Below are 21,452 nucleotides of genomic sequence, written 5' to 3'. Positions count from 1 at the left end.
GTTTGAATGAGCAAGAAACAGGCAAAGAAGAAAAAGAAAAAAGGAACTTCTTCGCAGAATACGCTAAAAGGCGTTTTAGATATTACCCGGTCAGGCATCGGGTATGTAATAGTTGAGAACCTTCCTAATGATATACTGGTACGTCCCAACGATTTTAACACCGCATTGCATGGCGACACCGTTCGCGTGCAGGTATTTGGTGGCGCTAAAAAAAGCGGCCGTCAGCAGGGTGCTGTTGTAGACGTATTGCAACGTAAACAAACTGAGTTCCTTGGTAAAATTGAAATAGGCAAAAGCGCCGCATTCTTTACTGCCGATACCGAAAAGCCAATGCCGGATATCTTCATTCCCGAAACGGCATTGAATGGCGCAAAAGACAACGATCGCGTAATAGTGCGCATTACCGAATGGGAAAAACAAAAAAAGCCGGTTGGTACTGTAGTGCAGGTGATGGATGCCGGTAATGAAGGCGATATGGCCATGAAGGAAATTCTGATGGAAAACGGATTTCCATTGTTCTTCCCCGAGAATGTATTTGAAGAAGCCGCACGTATACCCGATACTATTTCGCAGGACGAGATAAATAAAAGAAAAGATTGTCGCGATATACTCACCTTTACCATTGACCCTGTTGATGCAAAGGATTTTGATGATGCCATAAGCATTCGCTTACTTAAAAACGGTTTGTACGAAATAGGTGTGCACATTGCCGATGTAAGCCATTATGTGGAACCCGATACGGCGTTGGATAAAGAAGCGTACGACCGGGCTACATCGGTATACCTGCCCGACAGGGTAGCACCAATGTTGCCAGAACATATCTCAAACGTGCTGTGCTCTTTGCGCCCGCGTGAAGATAAACTCACTTTCAGCGCTATATTTCAAATAACCGATACAGGAGAAATAAAACAATACTGGCTGGGTAAAACGGTGATCCATAGTAACCACCGCTTTACTTATGAAGAAGTGCAGGAGATCATTGAAAAAGGCGAGGGGTTATACCTCGATGAAATATTACTGTTGAATAAACTGGCCCAGCAGTTCCGTTCACAACGGTTTAGAAAAGGCGCCATTAACTTCTCCTCACAGGAAGTACGCTTTAAACTCGATGAAACCGGAAAGCCTATAGGCATACTGGTGAAAGAAAGTAAGGAAGCGCACCAGCTTATTGAAGAGTTTATGTTGCTGGCCAACCGGGTGGTGGCCGAGAATGTAGGCCGGGTAAAGGTGAACAAAAAAGATCTTCCTTTCCCATATCGCGTGCACGATACGCCCGATGAAATGAAACTAATGCCGTTTGTTGAATTTGCCCGCCGCTATGGCCATACGTTCGATACAAAAACGCCGGAAGGCATTGCAGAATCGTTCAACCAGATGTTGAAAGATGTGCAGGGTAAACCCGAGCAGCATGTGCTGGAGCAGCTGGGTATACGCACCATGGCAAAGGCCATTTATACAACCGAGAACATCGGTCACTATGGATTGGGCTTTAAACACTATTGTCACTTTACATCACCCATACGCCGTTATCCGGATGTGTTGGTGCATCGTATATTGCATGCCGTGCTACTGGGCAATGTAGAGCCGGAGAAAAAGCTGGAAGCGAAATGTAAACATTGTAGTGAGAAAGAACGTTCGGCTATGGAAGCAGAACGCGCCGCCAATAAGTACAAACAGGTTGAGTACATGAAAGAATTTCTGGGCGACGAGTTTGAAGGAGTGATAAGCGGTGTGGCTTCCTTTGGATTTTGGGTAGAAACTATTGAACATAAATGCGAAGGGTTGGTAAGCATAAACAGTTTGATGGAGTATGATGAATTCCGTCATATTGAAAGTGATTACAGCTTAGTGGGTATGCGCAGTGGCCGTAAGTTTGCGATGGGCGATAAAGTGCGCATTAAAGTGGTAGCCGCTAATTTAACCAAACGCCAGTTGGATTATGAGTGGGTTATTACTTCTGCTTTGAAAGAAGGAGGCGCTGAAATTAGAAAGGGTAAGAAACCAATTCCTCCAACAGCACCCATTCCAAAACATAAAAGTAAAGGACCAAGGAAGAAGAAGTAAGTTAACGAGTTGACGAGTTAACGAGGAGTTGAAAAGTTGATGGAGGTGATAGAATTCATAAAGAAAATTGACCTAATAAATGGCCTCCCCCCTTCCGGGGGAGGTCTGGAGGGGGCCTAAGCCTGTCCCTTTGAAAACGAATACAAAAAAGTATAACAATTACGGTATCGCATGCATAGTTTCGAAGACCTTTCTAAACAATTCGCACAATATTTCAATGTAAGACACTTTCCTGCTGAACCTGCCACCCTATACGATGCCGATGAATATTTCCTGAGCCTGGGTGGCAAACGGGTACGCCCGGTGAGTTGTTTAATGGGCAATGAGTTATTCGATGAAATAAGCAAGGACGCCTGGCCGGTGGCCACAGCCATAGAGCTGTTTCACAACTTCACCCTTATACACGACGATATAATGGATAAGGCGCCGCTACGCCGCAACCAACCCACTGTACATGCAAAGTATGGCGAGTCAACTGCATTGCTGGCGGGCGATGTAATGCTTATTGTAGCGTATGATTACCTCAATAAAATAAGCAACGATTATCTTCACCAGGTGGTTGCGCTGTTTAACAAAACCGCTAAAGAAGTGTGCGAAGGACAGCAACTGGATATGGATTTTGAAAAGCAGGAGGTGGTGAAAATGGATGAGTACCTGCGCATGATAGAATTAAAAACATCGGTATTACTGGCTGCCAGTTTACAGTTGGGTGCTATTCTTGGCGGAGCCTCGCAAAATAATCAGGGTCATATATACGCTTTTGGCCGCAACCTGGGCATAGCGTTTCAAATACAAGACGATTACCTCGATTGCTATGGCGATCCGGCCAAGTTTGGTAAACAACCCGGTGGCGATATCATTGCCAATAAAAAAACCTTTTTAATGATCAAAGCGCTGGAATCGGCTAACCCCGCCCAGTTGAAAGAATTAAAACGGTTAATGCAGGAAAACCCTGCCGATAAAGTTGCCCGTGTATTATCAGTCTTTGATGATTGTGGGGTTAATAAATGGGCCGCCGGTCTCAAAGAAAAATATATGAACGAAGCATTTGAGCACCTGGAAGAAATGGCGGTGGTATCGGTGCGTAAGGAACCGCTGCGGCAATTGGCGCACTTTCTGGTACAGAGGGAACATTAAGTTATTTAGAGATTTTGAGATTTAGAGATTTTGCGATTTGTCGAAAGGCAACACATAAAGAAATCTCGAAATCTCTAAATCGCAAAATCAGAAATTGCATTTACTATACTAACAATCATTCGGTTTTTTTACGGAATATTCATAATTTTCGCGCCTAAAACCCACTGCCAGTATGCCAAATTCTTTGTTTCGCACAAAAAAAATAGAATCTATCCTAAAAGAAGGAAGCGATGACAGTCATGGTAGTGGTGGGTTAAAGCGGGTGTTGAATGTGCGGGACCTTACCTTTTTTGGTATTGCCGCCATTATTGGCGCGGGCAGCTTTAGTAGCTTAGGCGATGCCTGCTTTAAAGGCGGCCCCGGTGTGGTGATCTTATTTATTATGTGCGGTATCGCTTGTGCGTTTACCGCATTTTGTTATTCAGAGTTTGCCAGCCGTATTCCCGTTGCCGGAAGCGCTTATACATATGCTTATGCCTCGTTTGGTGAGTTGTTTGCCTGGATCATTGGCTGGGCCCTCATTATGGAATATTCAATCGGCAATATTTATGTGGCCTTTTCATGGAGCGATTATTTCACTTCATTTCTGCATAAGATAAATGTACATATTCCCGATTTTCTTACCTGTAGTTACCAGGAAGCGAAAAAAACGTTCCTTAATTATTCTTCCCAAACGGCCGCTGAACAAATTGAGTTCGTAAAGAACCAAAGCAATGCCGAGTTGATAAATGCCTGGAATAACAGTCCGGTAGCAGGTTCATTAAAAATAATCTTCGACCTGCCTGCCCTCATCATCAATGTACTTATTACAACATTGGTGTATATAGGCATAAAAGAATCGCGCAATTTCAGCAATGCCATGGTGATACTAAAGCTGGCCGTGGTTGCGCTGGTGATCATTGTAGGTGCTTATTATATTGACCCTGCTAACTGGTTGCCGGTTAATGATGCAGGCGTAAAATCATTTATGCCCAACGGCTTTGGTGGTGTAATGGCAGCGGTATCGGGTGTATTCTTTGCCTATATTGGTTTTGATGCGGTGAGTGTACTGGCCGAGGAAAGTAAGAACCCGCAACGCGATCTGCCCCGGGGTATGACCTATTCATTGGTGATCTGTACCATTGTATATATTCTGCTGGCGCTTGTGCTTACCGGTGTGGTAAACTATAAACAATTTGAGAACGTAGGCGACCCATTGGCAAAGATCTTTGAAGTAAAGAATGTAGGTTGGATGCAGTTGCTGGTATCGGTTTGTGCGGTAATAGCCATGACGAGTGTGTTACTGGTGTTTCAAATGGGGCAACCCCGTATTTGGATGAGCATGAGCCGCGATGGATTATTACCACCCGTTTTTCAACGCATTCATAAAAAATACAACACGCCATCTTTTTCAACCATAGTTACCGGTTTGGTAGTGGGATTGCCCATTTTGTTTACCGATAAATCGTTTGTACTTGACTTTACCAGTATAGCTACCCTGTTTGCTTTTGTGCTGGTATGCGGTGGCGTATTGCTTATACCAAGAAAAGAAAAAGTGGAAGGCCGTTTCAATATGCCTTTTATCAATGCACAGTTTATATTTCCGGCATTGATACTGACAGCCGTATTAATACTGGCTAACTGGGCGCCAGGTTATTTTCCCGACATGTTCAATTATGATTTTTCGGCCAATGCCGATTATGTTGAAAAGAAAGTAACGTTTATGGACCTGGCCATTCCTAAAATCTCATTGATCATCTTCTGGCTATCGGCCATCATATTGGCCATTATGGCCTTTGTTAAAAAATATTCCCTGATACCATTGATGGGTGTAACCACCTGTTTATACCTGTTAACCGGTATGACAAAAAGCAACTGGGCCTGGTTCCTGGGCTGGTTGGGTTTAGGGCTTATCATTTACATTTTCTATGGATACAGAAGAAGCAAGCTCGCCAAAGCCTGATGATCTCCGTTCTATTTGGGACCAACTAACGGGCAGGTATTGTAACGACAGTGAACTTATTACCCGGTTTTACCTGGAGATAGAAAGAAAGTATACATCGGGCCGCCGGCATTACCATAACCTGTATCATATAGCGGCGTTGCTGCGCTATTGCGAACAATTTGCGCATGCGTTGAACGACCCGGATGTGGTAGCGTTTGCCGTTTTCTATCACGATATCATTTACAATGTTCTGCGAAAAGACAATGAGCCCCGCAGTGCCCGGTTGGCAGTGAAGCGGCTGCAGGCATTACAGGTGCCTGCCGAAAAAATTGCACAGGTTAAATTGTATATAGAAGCTACACAAACTCATGCCATTACTACGGCTGTAACCCATACAGGCGATCTGCAATTATTCCTTGATTTTGATATGAGTATTCTGGCGGCCGATTGGGAAGCGTATGAAACATATACCAGTCAGGTGCGTAAAGAATATCGTATTTACCCCGATAAATTGTATTACCCGGGGCGGAAACAGTTTCTGCAGCACTGTTTGCAAACGGAACATATATTTCAGACTGAGATTTTCAGGGAACGGTATGAGGAGAGGGCTAAGGAGAATATTGCAAAGGAATTGGCCTGGATCGTAAAACGTGAAACGTGAAACGGCAAACATCAGCGCAGCCTTCAGCGGCAATCGGCGATCCCTCAACTGCGCTCAGGATTTTCGAGCGATGCAAACTCATAAGTGAATCTGGGAATTGGGAGCCCTTCACACGTTTGCCGTTTTACGAAAGGAAACTGGTACCCAGGAATCTGAATTAAGAACTTAGCACTAAAAACTAAGAACTATTTACCTTTGCACCGAAATTACCCCGGCGGTAAAATACCCCGGATCAACAGAATATAAATAAGTTCCCATGAAATTTGAGGTTGGCGATAAGGTTGTGATCAATAAAACCAACGAAGAAGGCGAGGTGATAGATATCATTAACGACAAAATGGTAATGATTGAAGTGCGGGGCGTAAAGTTTCCTGCTTATGTCGATCAGCTTGATTTTCCGTACTTTAAACGTTTTACAGAGAAAAAGTTATTTCCGCAAAAGAAAGAAAAAACGTTTATCGACGACGTGCCGCGGGAGAAAAAGAAACTCACCCAACGCGTGGTTGATGGTGTTTGGCTTACCTACATTCCCCTGTCTGTTAGCGATGAGTTTGGCGACGATATAGTGACCGAATTAAAGGTACACCTGGTAAACCGTACCGAAGAGGGATTCAGGTTCACTTATAAGCTGAACTACCAGGGCGAAACTAATTTTGAGCTTACAAATCTGCAGATACATCCTTTTGAAGACATTTATCTGCACGATGTACCGTTCGAGAACCTGAATGATAGTCCGGTTTTTAACTTTGAGTTTTCGTTGCTTACACCCAATAAATACAAGGCCGATTTTTACGAAGCTTCGCTGAAATTAAAGCCCAAACAGGTTTTCACCCGTATTGAAGAAGTGCGTAAAAAAGGGGAGGCTACCTTCTCTTATAAATTGTTCGATAACTACCCAAGCCGGCCGTATGAAGAGAAAAAAGCATCGGGGCTCGATTTAAGCAGTCTGAAAAATGCCGGGTTCAAAATGTACGAGGCTTCCAAAACCAGGCAGCACCTGGAGCCGGCGAAAACAGAGATCGACCTGCATATTGAAGAGCTGGCGCACGATTGGGAGTCGATGACCAATTTGGAAATAATAACTTTGCAATTACAAACCTTTGAAAAGTATTTCGATCTGGCACAGGCCCATCACTTGCCTTTTCTTATTGTAATTCATGGTGTGGGTACTGGCAAGTTGCGCGATGAGATCCATGAAATACTCAAGGTACGCAAAGGGGTAAAAAGCTTTGCCAACCGCTATCATCCGGCTTACGGGTATGGTGCAACGGAGATCTATTTTCAGTATTAATAGCCCATTTTTGAAAATATTTATGGCTATCATGGTTTTCATGATGGCCATTTTTATTTGACAAACGCTCAATTGTTAAGTAAAAGACTGTCAATCTGTCAAATAGAATGGCCAGCCCGCCGCCAATTCATTACCTTTGCGGCAACTACAAACCGGGCTATCGCCTTTTCGTAAGAAGGGGAGGAAAGTCTGGACAGCATAGGGCAATGTACCGGTGAAGAGCCGGGTCTTTTCTGCAAAGAAGGGAACAGACAGTGCCACAGAAAATTACAGCCTTCGTCCCCACCTTTGGTTGGGACTTGTCCAATTAAGTTTGGAGGGTGATGGTGAAAACGTGGGGTAAGGGCCCACGGCTTTGCCGGGCAACCGGCAGGGCGGGTAAACCTTGCATGCTGAAATGCCATGTATACCAGCGTTGAAGAGCGGCTCGTTCGAATTCTCCCGGTACTATCGGGAGGTACGTTGGGTGGGTAGGCAGAACGATTTGGTCAGTAATGGCCAAACAAGATAAATGATAGCCTCCCGATTCCGATCGGGATACAGAATCCGGCTTACAGGTTTGTAGTTATTTTTTTGGTCACTTATCCCCATTCGTAATATTTTACTCATTGAAAATAATGGCCATAGCAACTGAATGATTGCCGGCAGCTAATACCGGCACCATATTTGGCATTTAGCCACTGCTTCCAATTAGATCCTCTGTATATATCTATCGTAATTCCCCATAACGCTTAATCGTAGGGCCTGATTTTAACCGTAAATAATCGCCTTATGAGGAACATTGCATTCTTACTGGGATGCTGCCTGGTAGCATTTCTTGCAGGTCTTTTAATTTACTTCTACAATAAGCCAACACGTAATGTAGCCGCTGAAACCGGCATCTCTATCACCGCAGCAGAACTATATGCGCAGTTCAATACCGATCATTTACAAGCCAATGAAGTTTATTTAAATAAAGTACTTCAGGTGAGCGGGCAGGTTCTCTCTATTAAAAATACCCCTTATGCGGCGCCGGTAGTTATTTTAAACACCGGTAACCCCGAATGTGGCATTGCCTGTTTGCTAAATCATTTGGTAGCGCCAACTGCACATCCGGTAAAACCTGGTGAAACAATCATCATTAAAGGGATTTGTACCGGATATGTTAATCACGTTGTACTATCGAATAGTAGTTTGGTTAATTAGCAAATTATCACATTATCACATTATGCTATTTTATTCGAACAGCCATACCTACTTGTATATGGCTCGTTTTCCAATTATACCTTTCATCTACATCATTAACGTCTGTTAACCCTTTATTATAACGGGCATAAAAACCAACTTTATCAAGGTTTACCTGAACACCTATGTTAGCGCTTACTTCAGAATTTTTAAAAGCCTTGCGATCGTTCTTCAACAGGTCCTCATCATCATAGATCAAATAGCTGTATTGCGGACCGGCCAAAATGCTGATCGTTTTGTTGAGGTTATAACGCACCAGTAAAGGAACACTAATAGTAGCCAGGTTTACTTTATCACCTGCACCTGTGCGGCCATAGTTATTGTAATAGGTTAAAAAGTCACCGTCTTTTTTATATACCGACCAGGAGTATAATAACTCAGGTTGTATAGCCCAATGTTTATTAAAGTTATATTCGGCAAAACCGCCCGCCTGAAAACCGAGTGAGAACTTATTCTTTAAACCATTTCCTTTGATTGTTGAATAGTTGACATCTAACTTGGGACCAAAATGCCATGTTTGTGCATTTGCTGTTGCACATAATAACAGGGCGAACGCTACCATTGTATATTTCATCTTGCTGGATTTGTTAAAGGGTTGGCTTATCATTACGCCAAATGTATTTATCGGGTGTTCATTTCAAAAGTTATAATCTATCAACGCCGGTAAATAATAGACAAAAAAGCAGATTGTTGCGATAGTAACCATATTTCAATGCCCACTTAACGAGTGATTAACTATTGTTATTAATAACCTTTTAATGCCTGTTTGTTTCTGTTATATAAATATGGATATAACGTTGTGCTTAAAACGAAATTAAGATCAACGAAATTTATTTTTATTGCTGCAGGCAGCAGTCAACAACCTGAACGAACACGTGCGTGGGTTGAACCATGAGGTCCATACCATTTTTGAATTCTTACATGTAGTTGAGGTGTGCCACGTTTTTGCTCACCGCGCGAACGTGAACGTGGCACACCTTGCTTATTGCATATTGGCAATTTATCCATACATTTACTTCAAGGGATAGATTGCTTGTACCATGAATCATTTACCAGTTGTAGATTTAACAATTATAGCCGTATATTTCGCCGCCATGATAGCGGTGGGCATATTTTTGAGCAGAAAGAATAAAGGGGCCGATCAATATACCGTAGCCTCCGGTGCTATACCGGGTTGGGCATTGGGCATGTCGTTTTACGCTACATTTTTAAGCGCCATTACTTTTTTGGGCGACCCCGGTAAATCATTTGGCGCCAACTGGAATTCTTTTGTTTTCAGCCTGTCGATGCCATTTGCCGCATTTATTGCTTCAAAATTCTTTGTTCCATTTTATCGTAACAGTGAAGCCATTAGCGCTTATACCCATCTGGAAGAACGCTTTGGCCCCTGGGCGCGTACCTATGCCATGATCTGTTTTGTGCTTATACAGCTGGCGCGCATGGGCACCATTTTCTATTCCATTGCATTGACCTTAAAAGCGCTCACCGGGTACTCTATGCCGGCCATTATGATCACCACCGGTATTTGTATTATCGTTTACACCATGATGGGCGGAATGAAAGCGGTGATCTGGACCGAAGTGGTACAAGCCGTTATAAAAACCCTCGGTGCTTTATTGATACTGTACCTGATCGTTTCGCAACTCGATGGTGGTTTCGATTATATCATCGATACCGGCAAGGCCCATGACAAATTCAGCCTGGGAAGTTTTAAGGTATCGGGGTTTTCTATGTCAACCTTTTGGGTGATCTTTCTCTATGGTTTTTTTATCAACCTCAATAATTTCGGTATCGATCAAAATTATATTCAACGTTACCATACCGCGCGCAACAGCCGCGATGCCAGCAGAAGTATATGGATGTGCGTGTTGTTCTATGTGCCGGTGAGTATGTTGTTCTTTTTTATTGGTACTTCTTTGTATGCCTTTTATCAACAGCACCCCGACCGCATATTGCCTTTGCTTGAACAAGTGGCGGCAGAAAGGGGCGGGCGTAATCCAGCATATCTTAGCCCGGCCGATTATGGCGACCGTGTACTGCCCTTCTTTATGCGTAATGAAGTGCCCCGTGGTTTACTGGGATTGATCATTGCCGCTATTTTATCGGCAGCTATGAGCACTATGAGCAGTGGCATGAACAGCTCGGCCACCGTTTTTTTAAAAGACATTTACCTGCGGTATTTCAATAAAGAGGCATCGCCCAAAGCGCAGATGCGGGTATTGTATGTGGCAACGGGTGTTATGGGTGTAATGGCCATTAGTTTTGGCATTGGTATGATTGGCGTAAAAAGTTTGCTCGACGCCTGGTGGAAGCTGGCCGGTATTTTTTCGGGCGGTATTCTGGGATTGTTTTTACTGGGACTGCTGGCGCGAAAAGCAAAAAATATTGAAGCGGTTATTGCCGTCATCATTGGCGTGCTGGTGATCATTTGGATCACTTTTAGCCGCCAGTTGCCCGATAATTACGCCTGGCTGCGTACCAATTTACATGCAAACATGACCATCGTCATAGGCACCTTAACTATATTCCTGACAGGCAAGTTTTTAGCCGGACTAAGAAAAAGCAGCCATTAGATCTTCATTCTCAATGCTATATTAAATAATGTATTTTCTTCGATAATTGTCTGTAAAACAATATTTACTTTTTAATTTTAAAGGGCGTAATGGTCCGAATTTTTAATAACAACAATCAAAATAAACCTGATGGAAAAAAGATTTGTTCCGGTAATGATAACACCGTTCAACCTGAAGGCAAAGATTGATTTCGATATGGTTGAACGGCTGATCGATTTTTACCTGGCGGCCGGAGTAAGTGGTTTTTTTGCCAACTGCCTCAGTAGTGAAATGTACAGTATTAGTGAAGATGAGCGGTTGGAGCTTACCAATCATATTGTGCGCTATGTGAACGGCCGGGTGCCGGTGGTGGCCACTGGTTCATTTGGGCTTACCATTGAAGATAAAGCCGAGTTTAGTAAAAAGATCTATGATACGGGCATCGATGCGGTGGTATTGATCACCGGGCACTTTGCTAATGTTGATGATAGCGATGATGTGCTGTTAAAGCGCTTCGACAAAATGTTCTCGCTAACACCAAACATTCCTATGGGCACATACGAATGCCCGGCGCCGTACAAGCGTATTTTGTCGGCCAATGTGTTTAAGACCTTATTGTCGAGCGGCAGGCTGAAATACCATAAGGATACCAGCATTGACCTTCAGAAAGTAAAAGAGAAACTGGAAATTGCCAGTGCGCCCGGTTTTGATTTTTTTGATGCGCATACGCCTAATGCTATGTACAGTTTGCAAATGGGTGCACGCGGTATGTCGAGCATCAGTGGTAATTTTTATCCTGAAGTGTTGGTATGGATGTGCAACAATGCCACCAACCCGGCGAAGAAAGCCGATGTTGAATGGCTGCAATCGGAACTTACAAGGGTTGATCCGCTGATACACCAGGCATATCCTATGAGCGCCAAATATTTTCTGCAATTGCGCGGTTTGCCGGTACGTACCATTAGCCGGGCATATGTGCAGGAATTAACACCCGATCAAAAGAATGTGCTTAAAGGTATTTACGACAGTTTTACGCAGTGGTGCAACCGGTTAGGAATTGACCCGGTAAATACGCGGGAGATTATGGAGCCTAAGATCCATCCCGATCCGGCGATCTAGTAGGAAGTAGGAGGTAAGAAGTAGGAAGTAAGAAGAGTCTGAATGTTGTGACGGCCGATTAAATGCGAAGAGCGCGAAGCGCGATTATAAAATAATAAAAAAGAAGTAGGAAGCAGGAAGTGCGTGAATTTCGAACTTCTTGCTTCCTACTTCTTACTTCATAAAGCTACGACCACAAAAGCTTCTATCTAAGAAACTCATTCTAAGAAACACTAGCGTTTCTTATAGTAATCTTTCTTCGCCTGAAGAATGGCTTTATCTCTTTCGATCTTCAGATCGTGCACTGCGTGTCTTCTTTCTTTACGGCTCAGGCTTTCATCATGACGTGCCGCCCATATGCGGTCTTTGTAATCAGTTTGAATATCCTGTATTTCAAGATCGAGTTTGGAAGGACGCGCCGGTCTGCCATAGTAATAACCCGGAGGGTAAGCATACCAGGGATTATAATAATAAGGCGAGTAAGGTCCCCAGCCTCCATATCCTAATCCTACACCTACTGCTACATGTGTTCGTGGGTAATAACGTGGCACTGCGCGTATCACCTTTTGGGCCGATGCATGGAATGTAAGACCCAATGCACAGATTAAAATTAATGATACCGTTTTCATCTTCTTACGTTTTAATTTCATCTATAAGACGTCAAAAAGACCGCCAGGTTGAAAACGAAAAATCAATCATAACGTTTCAATAACAAATTGAGCCCTAAATAACTATGATTGTGAGAGTTAATTCCTGCCAAAAAAGAAAAGATTTAAGTTTTCCTTAATGCGTCTTTATGCATACTTTTATCGTCTATCAAATTAATAGAATTTGTATAGTATGAACGATCAGCACTTAAGTGGCAAATGGATTGGATCCTATACCTATGGCGATGAATATGACGAACCCGTTAGAGGAAAAACGGTTGCGTTCGAATTGGACCTTACGATTGTAAATGGTTCATTAAAAGGAGAATGTACAGATGGCGAGGCTACACCCCATTTTGAAAGGCCAGCCATCGTTGAAGGCGCGGTGCTTAACAATACCATCAATTTTATAAAACGTTACCCTTATTACTGGCAGCACGAAAAAGGCAGTCAGCGCTTTTTGCCAAAATTACCTTCCCAGGAGGTCAGTTATTCGGGCCGGCTGGTCAACAACCAGTTTGAAGGAGAGTGGGAGGTCGTTACCCTTTTGGCTGATGCACAGGGCGAACAGATCTCTTATAAGGGATTTGGCAAGTGGACAATGAAAAAGGTTGACGAGTTAACTTGTTAACCAGTTAACCCGTCAACTTGTTAACTATAATCTATTTCTTTTTCGCTATAGCTGCATTAATAGGCGCCCTGTCGATATATTGGATCATTTCATCAATTTTATCCTCACTATTGAAATGCATGTCTATATGTACCCAAAAGGTGAGTGATTCATTGTTCTTATACGTTGCTTTTACCTGGTGCCAGTTCAATAACCACGTTCCCTTACTTTCAACACTTTGCGGCTCATTAACAGTAAGAGGCAGCCAAATGTCATTAGATGCTTCAACAGATTGAACAACATTAGCCCGGCGATCTTTCCAGTATTTTACTACCTCTGCTTTACCTGAAAGGCTGTCGCCTGCCGACCAGCGGAATTTTATGTTCTCTGCAAAACTATTGGCCCAGCCATCTATATCGCCTGCGGTAAACATGGCCCAGGCCTTCTTACCCATATCAACATACCGTTGATCGGCAAAAGACACTGGTGACGGGCTTTTGGTCGATTCACCGGCAACTACTGCCTGTGTTGTTTTCCCGGGTTCGTCTTTACAGGCAGCAAGCATAATAAGGCAGCAGGATGCTAACAGTACTTTTTTCATAAATCAATTGTTTACAGGTTAAAAAAATGGGTAGGAAATTTTTTGAGCGGGATTAAAAAAGATGAGGTATATCCTAAATGTAAGGGATAAGCTGTTTGAACAGAATGTTTTATGATCAAGATCAGGAAAATTTGCGTCTGCACATACTAAAATAAAAAGGAGCAGGGGTTGCATTTCCCTTTTTAGATCATTAAATTCACATACATAGATCCAAACCTGGAAACCCAAACCCCCCTACCATATGAAACTCCACACACATCTTACCATTTGCGTATGGTTTGCATTGGCAGCCTGCTCTTCAGCCGATAAAACCAAATTGTCGGCCATCGGCGGCAATTATGCAGTTGATGGAACACCACCTTCAGACACAGCTTTTACCAAACAGCCCGCAGGTACTATTCTTAACTTTTTAAAATGGTACCGCAGCAATGTTAAACAGATCAAACAAATTGAGTTGGTGCGTCATTCAACCAATCCTGATTCTTCAACGTATTATGTTGTAAATGCAGACGGTTCTGAACAATACCTCGATGCATTACAGAAGAGCGGTTTTGTTACCGATAATTACATTGCCAAATGGCGTGAGTATTTCAGAAAATGTAACGACAAGCTAAGGAAATCACCCGCTACCGAAATGCCGGTCAAGGGCCTCGACTTCGACCTGGTGATGTTGTCGAAAGATTATGAAGAAGATCTTGGTCGCATTGAAAGATCAACGGTTGAATGGCAAAACGTCGTAAACGACGTAGGCACCGTTACGGTTGGTTTACCCGCCACATCGGGCCGGTTGAAGTACAAGATCGCAAAGCAGGACGGAAAGTGGCTTATAGACGATATTAAGGACCTGCGCAGTTCGTTAGACCAGGCACAGAATGATTAAGAGAGCCTAAAGCCTAAAGCTTAAAGCGGAAGGCGAATACAGTTGAAGGCTAAACGCACAAGAGGCAATCTTCTCACGAAGACTGCCTCTTGTGTTATTGCATTTTGTATTTTGCCTTAAGCTTTAGGCTTTTTGCTTTCGCCTGTATTTATGCTTCCGCCTCTACATACGAACTCACCGGTTCGCAGGTACATATCAGGTTCCTGTCACCATACGTGTTGTTAACCCTGGCTACATTGGGCCAGAATTTGTTCTCACGAACGTAAGGTAATGGGAAGGCTGCCTGCTCGCGCGTATACGGGTGGTTCCAGTTTGAATTGATAACCACGTGTTGTGTATGCGGTGCGTTCTTCAGTTGATTATCTTTTTTATCGGCTTTGCCTTCTTCTATAGCACGGATCTCTTCACGAATGCTTAACATAGCATCACAGAAGCGATCGAGCTCCGATTTGTCTTCGCTTTCGGTAGGCTCAATCATAATGGTGCCTGGTACCGGAAAGCTAAGCGTAGGTGCGTGAAAGCCATAGTCCATTAAACGTTTGGCCACATCTTCCGCTTCAATTTCTGCGCTCTTCTTGAATGGACGCAGGTCAACAATAAATTCGTGCGCACACTCGCCATTGTGGTTGGTGTACAGAATATCATATTGCCCTTCAAGGCGCGACCGCATATAGTTTGCATTCAAAATAGCATATTCAGTGGCTTTACGAACACCTTCTGCACCAAGCATTCTGATATATGCATAACTGATAAGTAAGATAGAAGCAGAACCATAAGGGGCCGCACTTACTGCATGCTGAACATTTATTGGCGTGCCGTTACCGATCGCTGAGTGCACGTTACCGAGTGATACGTGACCGGGCAGGAACCTGGCCAAATGCTCTTTTACACAAATGGGGCCCATGCCAGGACCGCCACCGCCGTGCGGAATGGCAAATGTTTTATGCAGGTTCAGGTGACAAACGTCGGCACCAATTAAACCAGGAGCGGTTAACCCTACCTGTGCGTTCATGTTGGCGCCATCCATGTATACCTGTCCGCCGTGTTGGTGAACTATTTGGGTGATCTCTTTTACTGTTTCTTCATAAACACCATACGTACTGGGGTAGGTGATCATAATACCTGCCAGGTTTGCGCTGTGCTGTTCAGCTTTCGCTTTCAGGTCTTCTACATCAATGTACCCATTCTCCAGTGCTTTAACCACCACTACCTTCATGCCCACCATTACTGCGCTGGCAGGGTTGGTGCCATGTGCGCTGATAGGAATAAGCATTACGTTACGGTGTGCTTCGTTGCGGCTGGCGTGGTATGCGCGTATTACCAGCAAACCGGCGTACTCACCTTGTGCACCACTGTTAGGCTGCAGGCTGCAGGCGTCAAACGCAGTGATCTCACACAGGTATTGGCTCAGTTCATCGGTGATCTGTTTGTAGCCTTCTGTTTGGCTTATTGGCGCAAATGGGTGCATTTTGCTCCAGTGCTGCCAGCTTAAAGGTATCATTTCGCTGGCGGCGTTCAACTTCATGGTACAGCTACCGAGGGAGATCATTGATGTGTTCAACGACAGGTCTCTGTTCTCGAGCTGTTTTATATAACGCATCATTTCTGTTTCGCTGTGGTGGCTGTTAAACACCGGGTGCGTTAAGAAATGGCTGGTACGTGTTAATGAATTTGGAATGTTGTAAAGAACGGCATCTTCACTTACGCCAAAACCGGCAACGCTGTGGTCGTTTGGCTGATCGAGCAGCAACAACACATCGAGCACATCGCTGAGGGTAGTGGTTTCATCGAGTGAAATACCTACCAGGTTATCGCCATAGTAGCGGAAGTTGATCTGTGCGCTTTCTGCTTTTGTACGAATAACTTCGGCATTAGGCACTTTGAATACGATGGTATCGAAGAAGTTCTTATGCAACAGTTCAAAACCTTCAGCTTCCAGCTCTTCGGCCAGGGCATTGGTAAGAACGGTTACTCTTTTAGCAATGTTCTTCAAACCATCGGGACCATGATACACTGCGTACATGGCAGCCATATTAGCCAGAAGCGCCTGTGCAGTACAGATGTTGCTGGTAGCTTTTTCGCGTTTAATATGCTGTTCGCGGGTTTGCAGGGCCATACGCAATGCGCGGTTGTTTTGCGCATCGATACTTACGCCAATGATACGGCCGGGAATGCTGCGTTTGAAATCTTCTTTAGCTGAGAAGAAAGCAGCGTGGGGTCCGCCAAAGCCCAAAGGAACACCAAAGCGTTGGGCCGAACCGAAGGCCACATCGGCGCCCAGTTCACCGGGTGGTGTTAACAGGGTAAGGGCCAGCAGATCGGTAGCCATGGCTACATAAGCGCCTGTCTGGTGCACTTTGTTTATAAAATCGCGATAGTCTTCAACTGCGCCTTTGTCGTTCGGGTATTGCACCAACGCGCCAAAGTATTGCTCATTGATATCTGCAGTACGGTAATCGCCAAACACTACTTCAATGCCCACAGGAACACCGCGGGTTACCAATACGTCTTTTGTTTGGGGGAAGGTATCGTTGTCAACAAAGAATTTAGGGCGGCTGATGTGGTCATGGTCCTTGTTCAGGGTGTTAAAGAACATGGTCATGGCTTCGGCAGCGGCGGTAGCTTCATCGAGCAGCGAAGCATTGGTAAGCGGTAAAGCGGTAAGGTCGCTTACCATGGTTTGAAAGTTCAGCAGGCTCTCTAACCGGCCTTGTGAAATTTCGGCCTGGTAGGGAGTGTACTGGGTGTACCAGCCTGGATTTTCAAAGATGTTACGCAAAATAACGCTGGGCGTAATGGTATCATAGTAACCCTGCCCAATGTAGTTCTTGTAAACCTTATTTTTCAGGGAAATGTCCTTGATCAGTTGCAGGTACTCATATTCACTGATAGAGGGCGGAATATTCAGCGCGCCTTCCATACGGATACCGCCTGGAACTGTTTTATCGATCAGCGCATCGAGGCTGCTTTCGCCAATGGCTTTCAGCATTTGGCGGGTTTCAGATTCGGTAGGTCCAATGTGGCGACGGATGAATTCAGTATTCTGTTGTTCAAAAAGATTCATAATCCCGTTTATGTTTGTAGTTTTTGTGCTTATTCTATTATAAGGCCGCAAAGTTAATATTAAACTGTCAGACTAACGCCTGTTACGAACTGTTGGTGAATTGAATGGGGATAAGGCCATAATTAGCTAATGTGATAAGTGGCTAATGTGCTAATGGAAATACAAAAGTATGTCTGTGTTTTATAGTAATGATATTTTTGTAATACATTAATAATCAGCCGGTCAGCATATATAAAACAAACAATTCCTTATCTTGTTGTATGCACCCGACTAACTGTTTGAATTGCGGTTCCAACCTCGGTTCCGGCTATAAGTTTTGCGCTGGCTGTGGGCAAAAAGCGGCAACCCACCGCCTGAACTTTCATGAGATCGTACACGATGCGCTGCATTACATCACCCATGCCGATAAGGGTATTTTTTACCTCATAGGGCAGCTGGCCCGGCGGCCGGGAACAGTGGCCAGAGAGTACATCGATGGCCGGCGCACCAAATATTTCAAACCTATTAATTTCTTCCTGATCGTAGGTACCATACTGGTATTTATGACCACCACTTTTCATATTGTTGATTTTGCCAGGGTGAAAAATATAGAAACGGCTGCCGCCCGGGTTACGGACCCTGCTAAAAAACAATACATGTATGCTGTAGCTAAAAGGGCAGGGCATGTGAGCCAGTTCATGGGCAAATATTCCAATGTTGCCAATATGCTGGCCACACCTTTCTTTGCCTTTATTTTATACCTGTTCTATAGAAAGCAACGGTATACGTTCATCGAGCACCTGGTAGCTTCTATGTATTTTATTTCGTTTTCCATGCTGTGTTATTCGCTGCTGATAGTGCCCTGGCTGGGTAAACTGGCTACTTCAAGATCGTCGTGGGTAGTATTGCTTATTTATTTCACATTCGAAATGGTGTACCGGGGCCTTGCCTATTACCATTTCATTGGTAAAAAGGGCTTTTGGCATGCACTGAAGGCAATAGGTGTTTCTATGCTTACTATACTTATATGGGTGCTTAGCTCTCTTGTGTTGGTTGAGCGGTATATTATGACCGGCTTTGGTTTCTGGTAGGTTCGATCACTTAACTATAACAACCGGTTCCTCCTGCAGGGACTGGCCATCTTCTTCGGCCCGCATTTCTTCGCTTGTTAGGCGGCTGCCATCATGGCTCCAGCCCGGAGGGCCAAACAGATAGTTCCATTTTTCTTTAAAGCTCAGGTCTTTACGGGCTACGTCTTTCCACATTTGTGTCCATTCGTGAAAAACGATGGTAAGCGGTGTTTCCTTTTCTATGGGTTTTGTTAACCCGTACCTGATAGGCTGGTATTCTGTTTCAGGAAGCTCGGGTTGAAAGGTGCCAAACATTTTATCCCAAATGATAAGGAACATACCCATGTTCTTATCGAGGTACTTGGGGTTGCTGGCATGGTGCACCCGGTGATGGCTTGGCGTTACCAAAAAGTACTCGAACCAGCCCATTTTATGAATGAGTTTGGTATGTACAAATATTCCCCAGATCTGTGTGGCAGAATACATGAACAAAATATCAATAGGTTTAAAACCCATTAATGCCAGGGGAATGAAATAGATAAAGCGGTATAACGGTTGAAATACCGAAGAGCGGAAGCCAACCGTGAAGTTGAAATTCTCTGATGAGTGATGAGTAACATGCACGGCCCAAAAAAGCCTTACCTCATGATCGAAGCGGTGCAGCCAGTAATACAGAAAATCTTCGAGTAATAATAACATTACCCAATACACTACCACATGGCTGAAAGAAAGAATATGATGACGATAGAAGTAATCGAGTATAACCACATACACACCACGGAACAGCAGGTCGAGGGCAGCATTAAGCAGCATCAGGTATACATTTACTGCGGTATCCTTCCACCCATATAATTTTCGGTGATGATAATTACTAAGCAGCAGTTCAAGCCCTATAATGAGCATATAAACAGGCGTACTTACCAGGATCAATATTTGTTCTAGCAGGGCATTCATTCAGTGCCGCAAAAATAAACTTTGTGTTGCAATATCTTGGCGTATAATCCCATGTATTTTATTGTATATAATGGAAATTATCCTGTTTTTTTTATGTTAATATCTGTCGTATATGCCTGTTTAACGCTACTATTTTTAATATGTTCCTGCCTGCGCATTTCATCACTGGTCATACTATGCCCATCATGGCTCCAGCCCGGGGCGCCAAACACATACCTTAATTTTTGCTTAAAACCGATATCCTTTCGGCGAAGGTCTTTTATAATAGCTGCCCATTCGTGAAAGATAAGTGTGGGAACGGAATTGTTTTCGAGCGGGTGGGTAATACCATAACGTATAGGTTCATATTCCTGTGGTGGCAGCTCCTGTTGAAAGGTGCCAAAGAGTTTATCCCAGAATATGAATACGGTGCCCATGTTCTTATCGAGGTATTTGGGGTTGCTTGCATGATGTACCCGGTGGTGCGATGGAGTTACAAAAATATATTCGAGCCAGCCCAGCTTTTTTACTTTTTCTGTATGGGTCAATATGGCCCACACCTGGGTTATTGAATACATAAAAAAGATATCTATAGGACGAAAGCCAGCCAGCGCAATGGGAATGAAAAATAGAAAACTATAGAATGGTTCCAACACGCCGCTGCGAAAACCTACGGTAAAATTGAAGTGAGTAGAAGTGTGGTGATTTACATGCACGGCCCAAAAGAAGCGGCATTCATGACCAAGCCGGTGCAGCCAGTAATGCATCATATCGGTGAACAATAAGAGTATTACCCAATAGGTAATGGAATATGACCAGCTGGTAAAACTATATTTAAAGAAAAATGTTATCACAATCAGGCTTACGCCCCGCATTACCAGGTCGGTAAGGCCGGTTAAAAGGCTTAAAAGGAAGTTGTGAATGGTATCTTTCCAATTATAAGACTTAACGCCTTCAAGATGGCTGATCAGCAGTTCGGCCCCAATGACCAAAACATACAGCGGCGTTGAAAAAAGCAATACTATTTGTTCGTACAATGCGCGCATGGGAATTAAAGTTCAAAAACCAAACCATTGTGTCGGGGATAAGTTAACTTGCAGGGGGAAAGAAAAGCTCCCAAAAAAGCTCGCCGTTCAGACGGCGCTGAGCAGAAATAAAATCAAAAGCATTTGTTAAATAATGGCAGCACACCGAGATAATATGGTTGAAGGAATTGAGGAGGGCAACTGGCAAAAGAAAAGTGCTGAGCACCAGAAACAGTATAAGAACCTGCTAAAACGGGCCGACCGGAACAAAGTGTTGAAAAAATTGCCCGATTTACACGAGGAGGCGTTTTCAAAGGTCGACTGTTTGCAATGCGCCAACTGTTGTAAGAACTATTCACCGCGTTTTAAAACGCCTGATATAAAACGCATCAGTAAACACCTTAGAATGAAAGAAAGTGTGTTTATTGAAACGTATTTGCGGTTAGATGAAGAAGGTGATTATGTAGTTAAACAATCGCCCTGTGCTTTCCTGGGGGCCGATAATTATTGCAGTATTTATGAGGTTCGCCCGTCAGATTGTGAACGGTACCCATATACCGATGAAGATGTGATATTGAAAAGGCCGAATCTGACGTTGAAGAATAGTACGTTTTGTCCGGCAGTATACTATGTGTTGGAAAGATTGTTGAAGGCCGATGTGTAGGTTAGAATAAACAGTATTCCCGGTTGCT

Annotated in this window: 18 protein-coding genes and 1 other RNA gene; 13 read left to right on the top strand and 6 right to left on the bottom strand. The window is 43.8% G+C overall.

Annotation, left to right across the window (positions count from 1 at the left end; all coding sequences use genetic code 11):
* Nucleotides 1-6 precede the first annotated feature (6 nt).
* The 7 genes from rnr to GGD38_RS03365 all read left to right on the top strand — a co-directional run bounded on the left by rnr (nt 7) and on the right by GGD38_RS03365 (nt 8,262).
* On the top strand, nt 7-2,064 hold the full coding sequence (gene rnr / locus GGD38_RS03395) for a ribonuclease R (RefSeq protein WP_375299434.1): 2,058 nt from the start codon (nt 7-9) through the stop codon (nt 2,062-2,064).
* A 171-nt stretch (nt 2,065-2,235) separates the two neighbouring features.
* Complete coding sequence (locus GGD38_RS03390; RefSeq protein ID WP_375299435.1) at nt 2,236-3,201, top strand: polyprenyl synthetase family protein; 966 nt, start codon at nt 2,236-2,238, stop codon at nt 3,199-3,201.
* 172 nt (nt 3,202-3,373) lie between these two features.
* Nucleotides 3,374-5,143: an APC family permease gene (locus tag GGD38_RS03385; RefSeq protein WP_375299436.1), complete on the top strand. Its 1,770-nt coding sequence runs from the start codon at nt 3,374-3,376 to the stop codon at nt 5,141-5,143.
* The gene (locus GGD38_RS03380; protein WP_375299437.1) at nt 5,109-5,786 is read left to right on the top strand and encodes a hypothetical protein; all 678 of its coding nucleotides are present in this window, start codon (nt 5,109-5,111) and stop codon (nt 5,784-5,786) included. Before GGD38_RS03385 ends, GGD38_RS03380 begins: the two co-directional genes overlap by 35 nt.
* A 256-nt stretch (nt 5,787-6,042) precedes the next feature.
* Nucleotides 6,043-7,077: a Smr/MutS family protein gene (locus GGD38_RS03375; protein WP_375299438.1), complete on the top strand. Its 1,035-nt coding sequence runs from the start codon at nt 6,043-6,045 to the stop codon at nt 7,075-7,077.
* 144 nt (nt 7,078-7,221) lie between these two features.
* An RNA gene (rnpB, locus tag GGD38_RS03370) (RNase P RNA component class A) lies at nt 7,222-7,647 on the top strand.
* 201 nt (nt 7,648-7,848) lie between these two features.
* Nucleotides 7,849-8,262, top strand: coding sequence for a hypothetical protein (locus GGD38_RS03365; protein ID WP_375299439.1), 414 nt, complete (start codon nt 7,849-7,851; stop codon nt 8,260-8,262).
* Nucleotides 8,263-8,287: 25 nt separating this feature from the next.
* On the opposite strand, the gene GGD38_RS03360 is transcribed toward GGD38_RS03365, so the two are convergent.
* Nucleotides 8,288-8,875 (bottom strand): porin family protein, encoded by a 588-nt coding sequence (locus tag GGD38_RS03360; protein WP_375299440.1) that lies wholly within the window; start codon nt 8,873-8,875, stop codon nt 8,288-8,290.
* Between the two features lie 466 nt (nt 8,876-9,341).
* On the opposite strand from GGD38_RS03360, the gene GGD38_RS03355 reads away from it, so the two are divergent.
* Entirely contained in the window at nt 9,342-10,874 is a 1,533-nt protein-coding gene (locus GGD38_RS03355) for a sodium:solute symporter (RefSeq protein ID WP_375299441.1), read from the top strand.
* Between the two features lie 129 nt (nt 10,875-11,003).
* Complete coding sequence (locus tag GGD38_RS03350) at nt 11,004-11,972, top strand: dihydrodipicolinate synthase family protein (protein ID WP_375299442.1); 969 nt, start codon at nt 11,004-11,006, stop codon at nt 11,970-11,972.
* A 212-nt stretch (nt 11,973-12,184) separates the two neighbouring features.
* Here the strand turns inward: GGD38_RS03350 and GGD38_RS03345 are convergent, their stop codons facing one another.
* Nucleotides 12,185-12,580: a hypothetical protein gene (locus tag GGD38_RS03345; RefSeq protein ID WP_375299443.1), complete on the bottom strand. Its 396-nt coding sequence runs from the start codon at nt 12,578-12,580 to the stop codon at nt 12,185-12,187.
* 211 nt (nt 12,581-12,791) lie between these two features.
* On the opposite strand from GGD38_RS03345, the gene GGD38_RS03340 reads away from it, so the two are divergent.
* Nucleotides 12,792-13,229 (top strand): hypothetical protein, encoded by a 438-nt coding sequence (locus tag GGD38_RS03340; protein WP_375299444.1) that lies wholly within the window; start codon nt 12,792-12,794, stop codon nt 13,227-13,229.
* Between the two features lie 31 nt (nt 13,230-13,260).
* Here the strand turns inward: GGD38_RS03340 and GGD38_RS03335 are convergent, their stop codons facing one another.
* Nucleotides 13,261-13,809 carry a nuclear transport factor 2 family protein gene (locus tag GGD38_RS03335; protein WP_375299445.1) on the bottom strand — a complete coding sequence of 183 codons (549 nt, stop codon included), beginning with the start codon at nt 13,807-13,809 and terminating at the stop codon, nt 13,261-13,263.
* A 241-nt stretch (nt 13,810-14,050) separates the two neighbouring features.
* Between GGD38_RS03335 and GGD38_RS03330 the strand changes: the two genes are divergently transcribed.
* Nucleotides 14,051-14,689 carry a hypothetical protein gene (locus GGD38_RS03330; protein WP_375299446.1) on the top strand — a complete coding sequence of 213 codons (639 nt, stop codon included), beginning with the start codon at nt 14,051-14,053 and terminating at the stop codon, nt 14,687-14,689.
* A gap of 148 nt (nt 14,690-14,837) precedes the next feature.
* Here the strand turns inward: GGD38_RS03330 and gcvP are convergent, their stop codons facing one another.
* The gene (gene gcvP, locus GGD38_RS03325) at nt 14,838-17,753 is read right to left on the bottom strand and encodes an aminomethyl-transferring glycine dehydrogenase (protein WP_375299447.1); all 2,916 of its coding nucleotides are present in this window, start codon (nt 17,751-17,753) and stop codon (nt 14,838-14,840) included.
* A gap of 260 nt (nt 17,754-18,013) precedes the next feature.
* On the opposite strand from gcvP, the gene GGD38_RS03320 reads away from it, so the two are divergent.
* Complete coding sequence (locus GGD38_RS03320; RefSeq protein WP_375299448.1) at nt 18,014-18,823, top strand: DUF3667 domain-containing protein; 810 nt, start codon at nt 18,014-18,016, stop codon at nt 18,821-18,823.
* A 6-nt stretch (nt 18,824-18,829) separates the two neighbouring features.
* On the opposite strand, the gene GGD38_RS03315 is transcribed toward GGD38_RS03320, so the two are convergent.
* Complete coding sequence (locus tag GGD38_RS03315) at nt 18,830-19,756, bottom strand: sterol desaturase family protein (RefSeq protein WP_375299449.1); 927 nt, start codon at nt 19,754-19,756, stop codon at nt 18,830-18,832.
* Between the two features lie 77 nt (nt 19,757-19,833).
* The gene (locus tag GGD38_RS03310) at nt 19,834-20,781 is read right to left on the bottom strand and encodes a sterol desaturase family protein (protein ID WP_375299450.1); all 948 of its coding nucleotides are present in this window, start codon (nt 20,779-20,781) and stop codon (nt 19,834-19,836) included.
* Between the two features lie 133 nt (nt 20,782-20,914).
* Between GGD38_RS03310 and GGD38_RS03305 the strand changes: the two genes are divergently transcribed.
* Entirely contained in the window at nt 20,915-21,424 is a 510-nt protein-coding gene (locus tag GGD38_RS03305) for a YkgJ family cysteine cluster protein (RefSeq protein ID WP_375299451.1), read from the top strand.
* The last annotated feature ends 28 nt before the right edge of the window (nt 21,425-21,452 follow it).

Origin of the sequence: Niastella sp. OAS944 (assembly GCA_024809215.1) — a bacterium.
In the GTDB taxonomy this organism is placed as follows: Bacteria; Bacteroidota; Bacteroidia; order Chitinophagales; family Chitinophagaceae; genus Niastella.
This window is presented reverse-complemented; position numbering and strand designations above follow the sequence as displayed.

Excerpts from the sequence above, each read along its gene's own strand:
- gcvP (WP_375299447.1), bottom strand. The coding sequence starts at position 17,753 with ATGAATCTTTTTGAACAACAGAATACTGAATTCATCCGTCGCCACATT.
- GGD38_RS03375 (WP_375299438.1), top strand. The coding sequence starts at position 6,043 with ATGAAATTTGAGGTTGGCGATAAGGTTGTGATCAATAAAACCAACGAA.
- GGD38_RS03390 (WP_375299435.1), top strand. The coding sequence starts at position 2,236 with ATGCATAGTTTCGAAGACCTTTCTAAACAATTCGCACAATATTTCAAT.
- GGD38_RS03340 (WP_375299444.1), top strand. The coding sequence starts at position 12,792 with ATGAACGATCAGCACTTAAGTGGCAAATGGATTGGATCCTATACCTAT.
- GGD38_RS03305 (WP_375299451.1), top strand. The coding sequence starts at position 20,915 with ATGGCAGCACACCGAGATAATATGGTTGAAGGAATTGAGGAGGGCAAC.
- GGD38_RS03365 (WP_375299439.1), top strand. The coding sequence starts at position 7,849 with ATGAGGAACATTGCATTCTTACTGGGATGCTGCCTGGTAGCATTTCTT.
- rnr (WP_375299434.1), top strand. The coding sequence starts at position 7 with ATGAGCAAGAAACAGGCAAAGAAGAAAAAGAAAAAAGGAACTTCTTCG.
- GGD38_RS03350 (WP_375299442.1), top strand. The coding sequence starts at position 11,004 with ATGGAAAAAAGATTTGTTCCGGTAATGATAACACCGTTCAACCTGAAG.
- GGD38_RS03355 (WP_375299441.1), top strand. The coding sequence starts at position 9,342 with ATGAATCATTTACCAGTTGTAGATTTAACAATTATAGCCGTATATTTC.
- GGD38_RS03330 (WP_375299446.1), top strand. The coding sequence starts at position 14,051 with ATGAAACTCCACACACATCTTACCATTTGCGTATGGTTTGCATTGGCA.
- GGD38_RS03320 (WP_375299448.1), top strand. The coding sequence starts at position 18,014 with ATGCACCCGACTAACTGTTTGAATTGCGGTTCCAACCTCGGTTCCGGC.
- GGD38_RS03380 (WP_375299437.1), top strand. The coding sequence starts at position 5,109 with ATGGATACAGAAGAAGCAAGCTCGCCAAAGCCTGATGATCTCCGTTCT.
- GGD38_RS03360 (WP_375299440.1), bottom strand. The coding sequence starts at position 8,875 with ATGAAATATACAATGGTAGCGTTCGCCCTGTTATTATGTGCAACAGCA.
- GGD38_RS03315 (WP_375299449.1), bottom strand. The coding sequence starts at position 19,756 with ATGAATGCCCTGCTAGAACAAATATTGATCCTGGTAAGTACGCCTGTT.
- GGD38_RS03310 (WP_375299450.1), bottom strand. The coding sequence starts at position 20,781 with ATGCGCGCATTGTACGAACAAATAGTATTGCTTTTTTCAACGCCGCTG.
- GGD38_RS03385 (WP_375299436.1), top strand. The coding sequence starts at position 3,374 with ATGCCAAATTCTTTGTTTCGCACAAAAAAAATAGAATCTATCCTAAAA.
- GGD38_RS03345 (WP_375299443.1), bottom strand. The coding sequence starts at position 12,580 with ATGAAAACGGTATCATTAATTTTAATCTGTGCATTGGGTCTTACATTC.
- GGD38_RS03335 (WP_375299445.1), bottom strand. The coding sequence starts at position 13,809 with ATGAAAAAAGTACTGTTAGCATCCTGCTGCCTTATTATGCTTGCTGCC.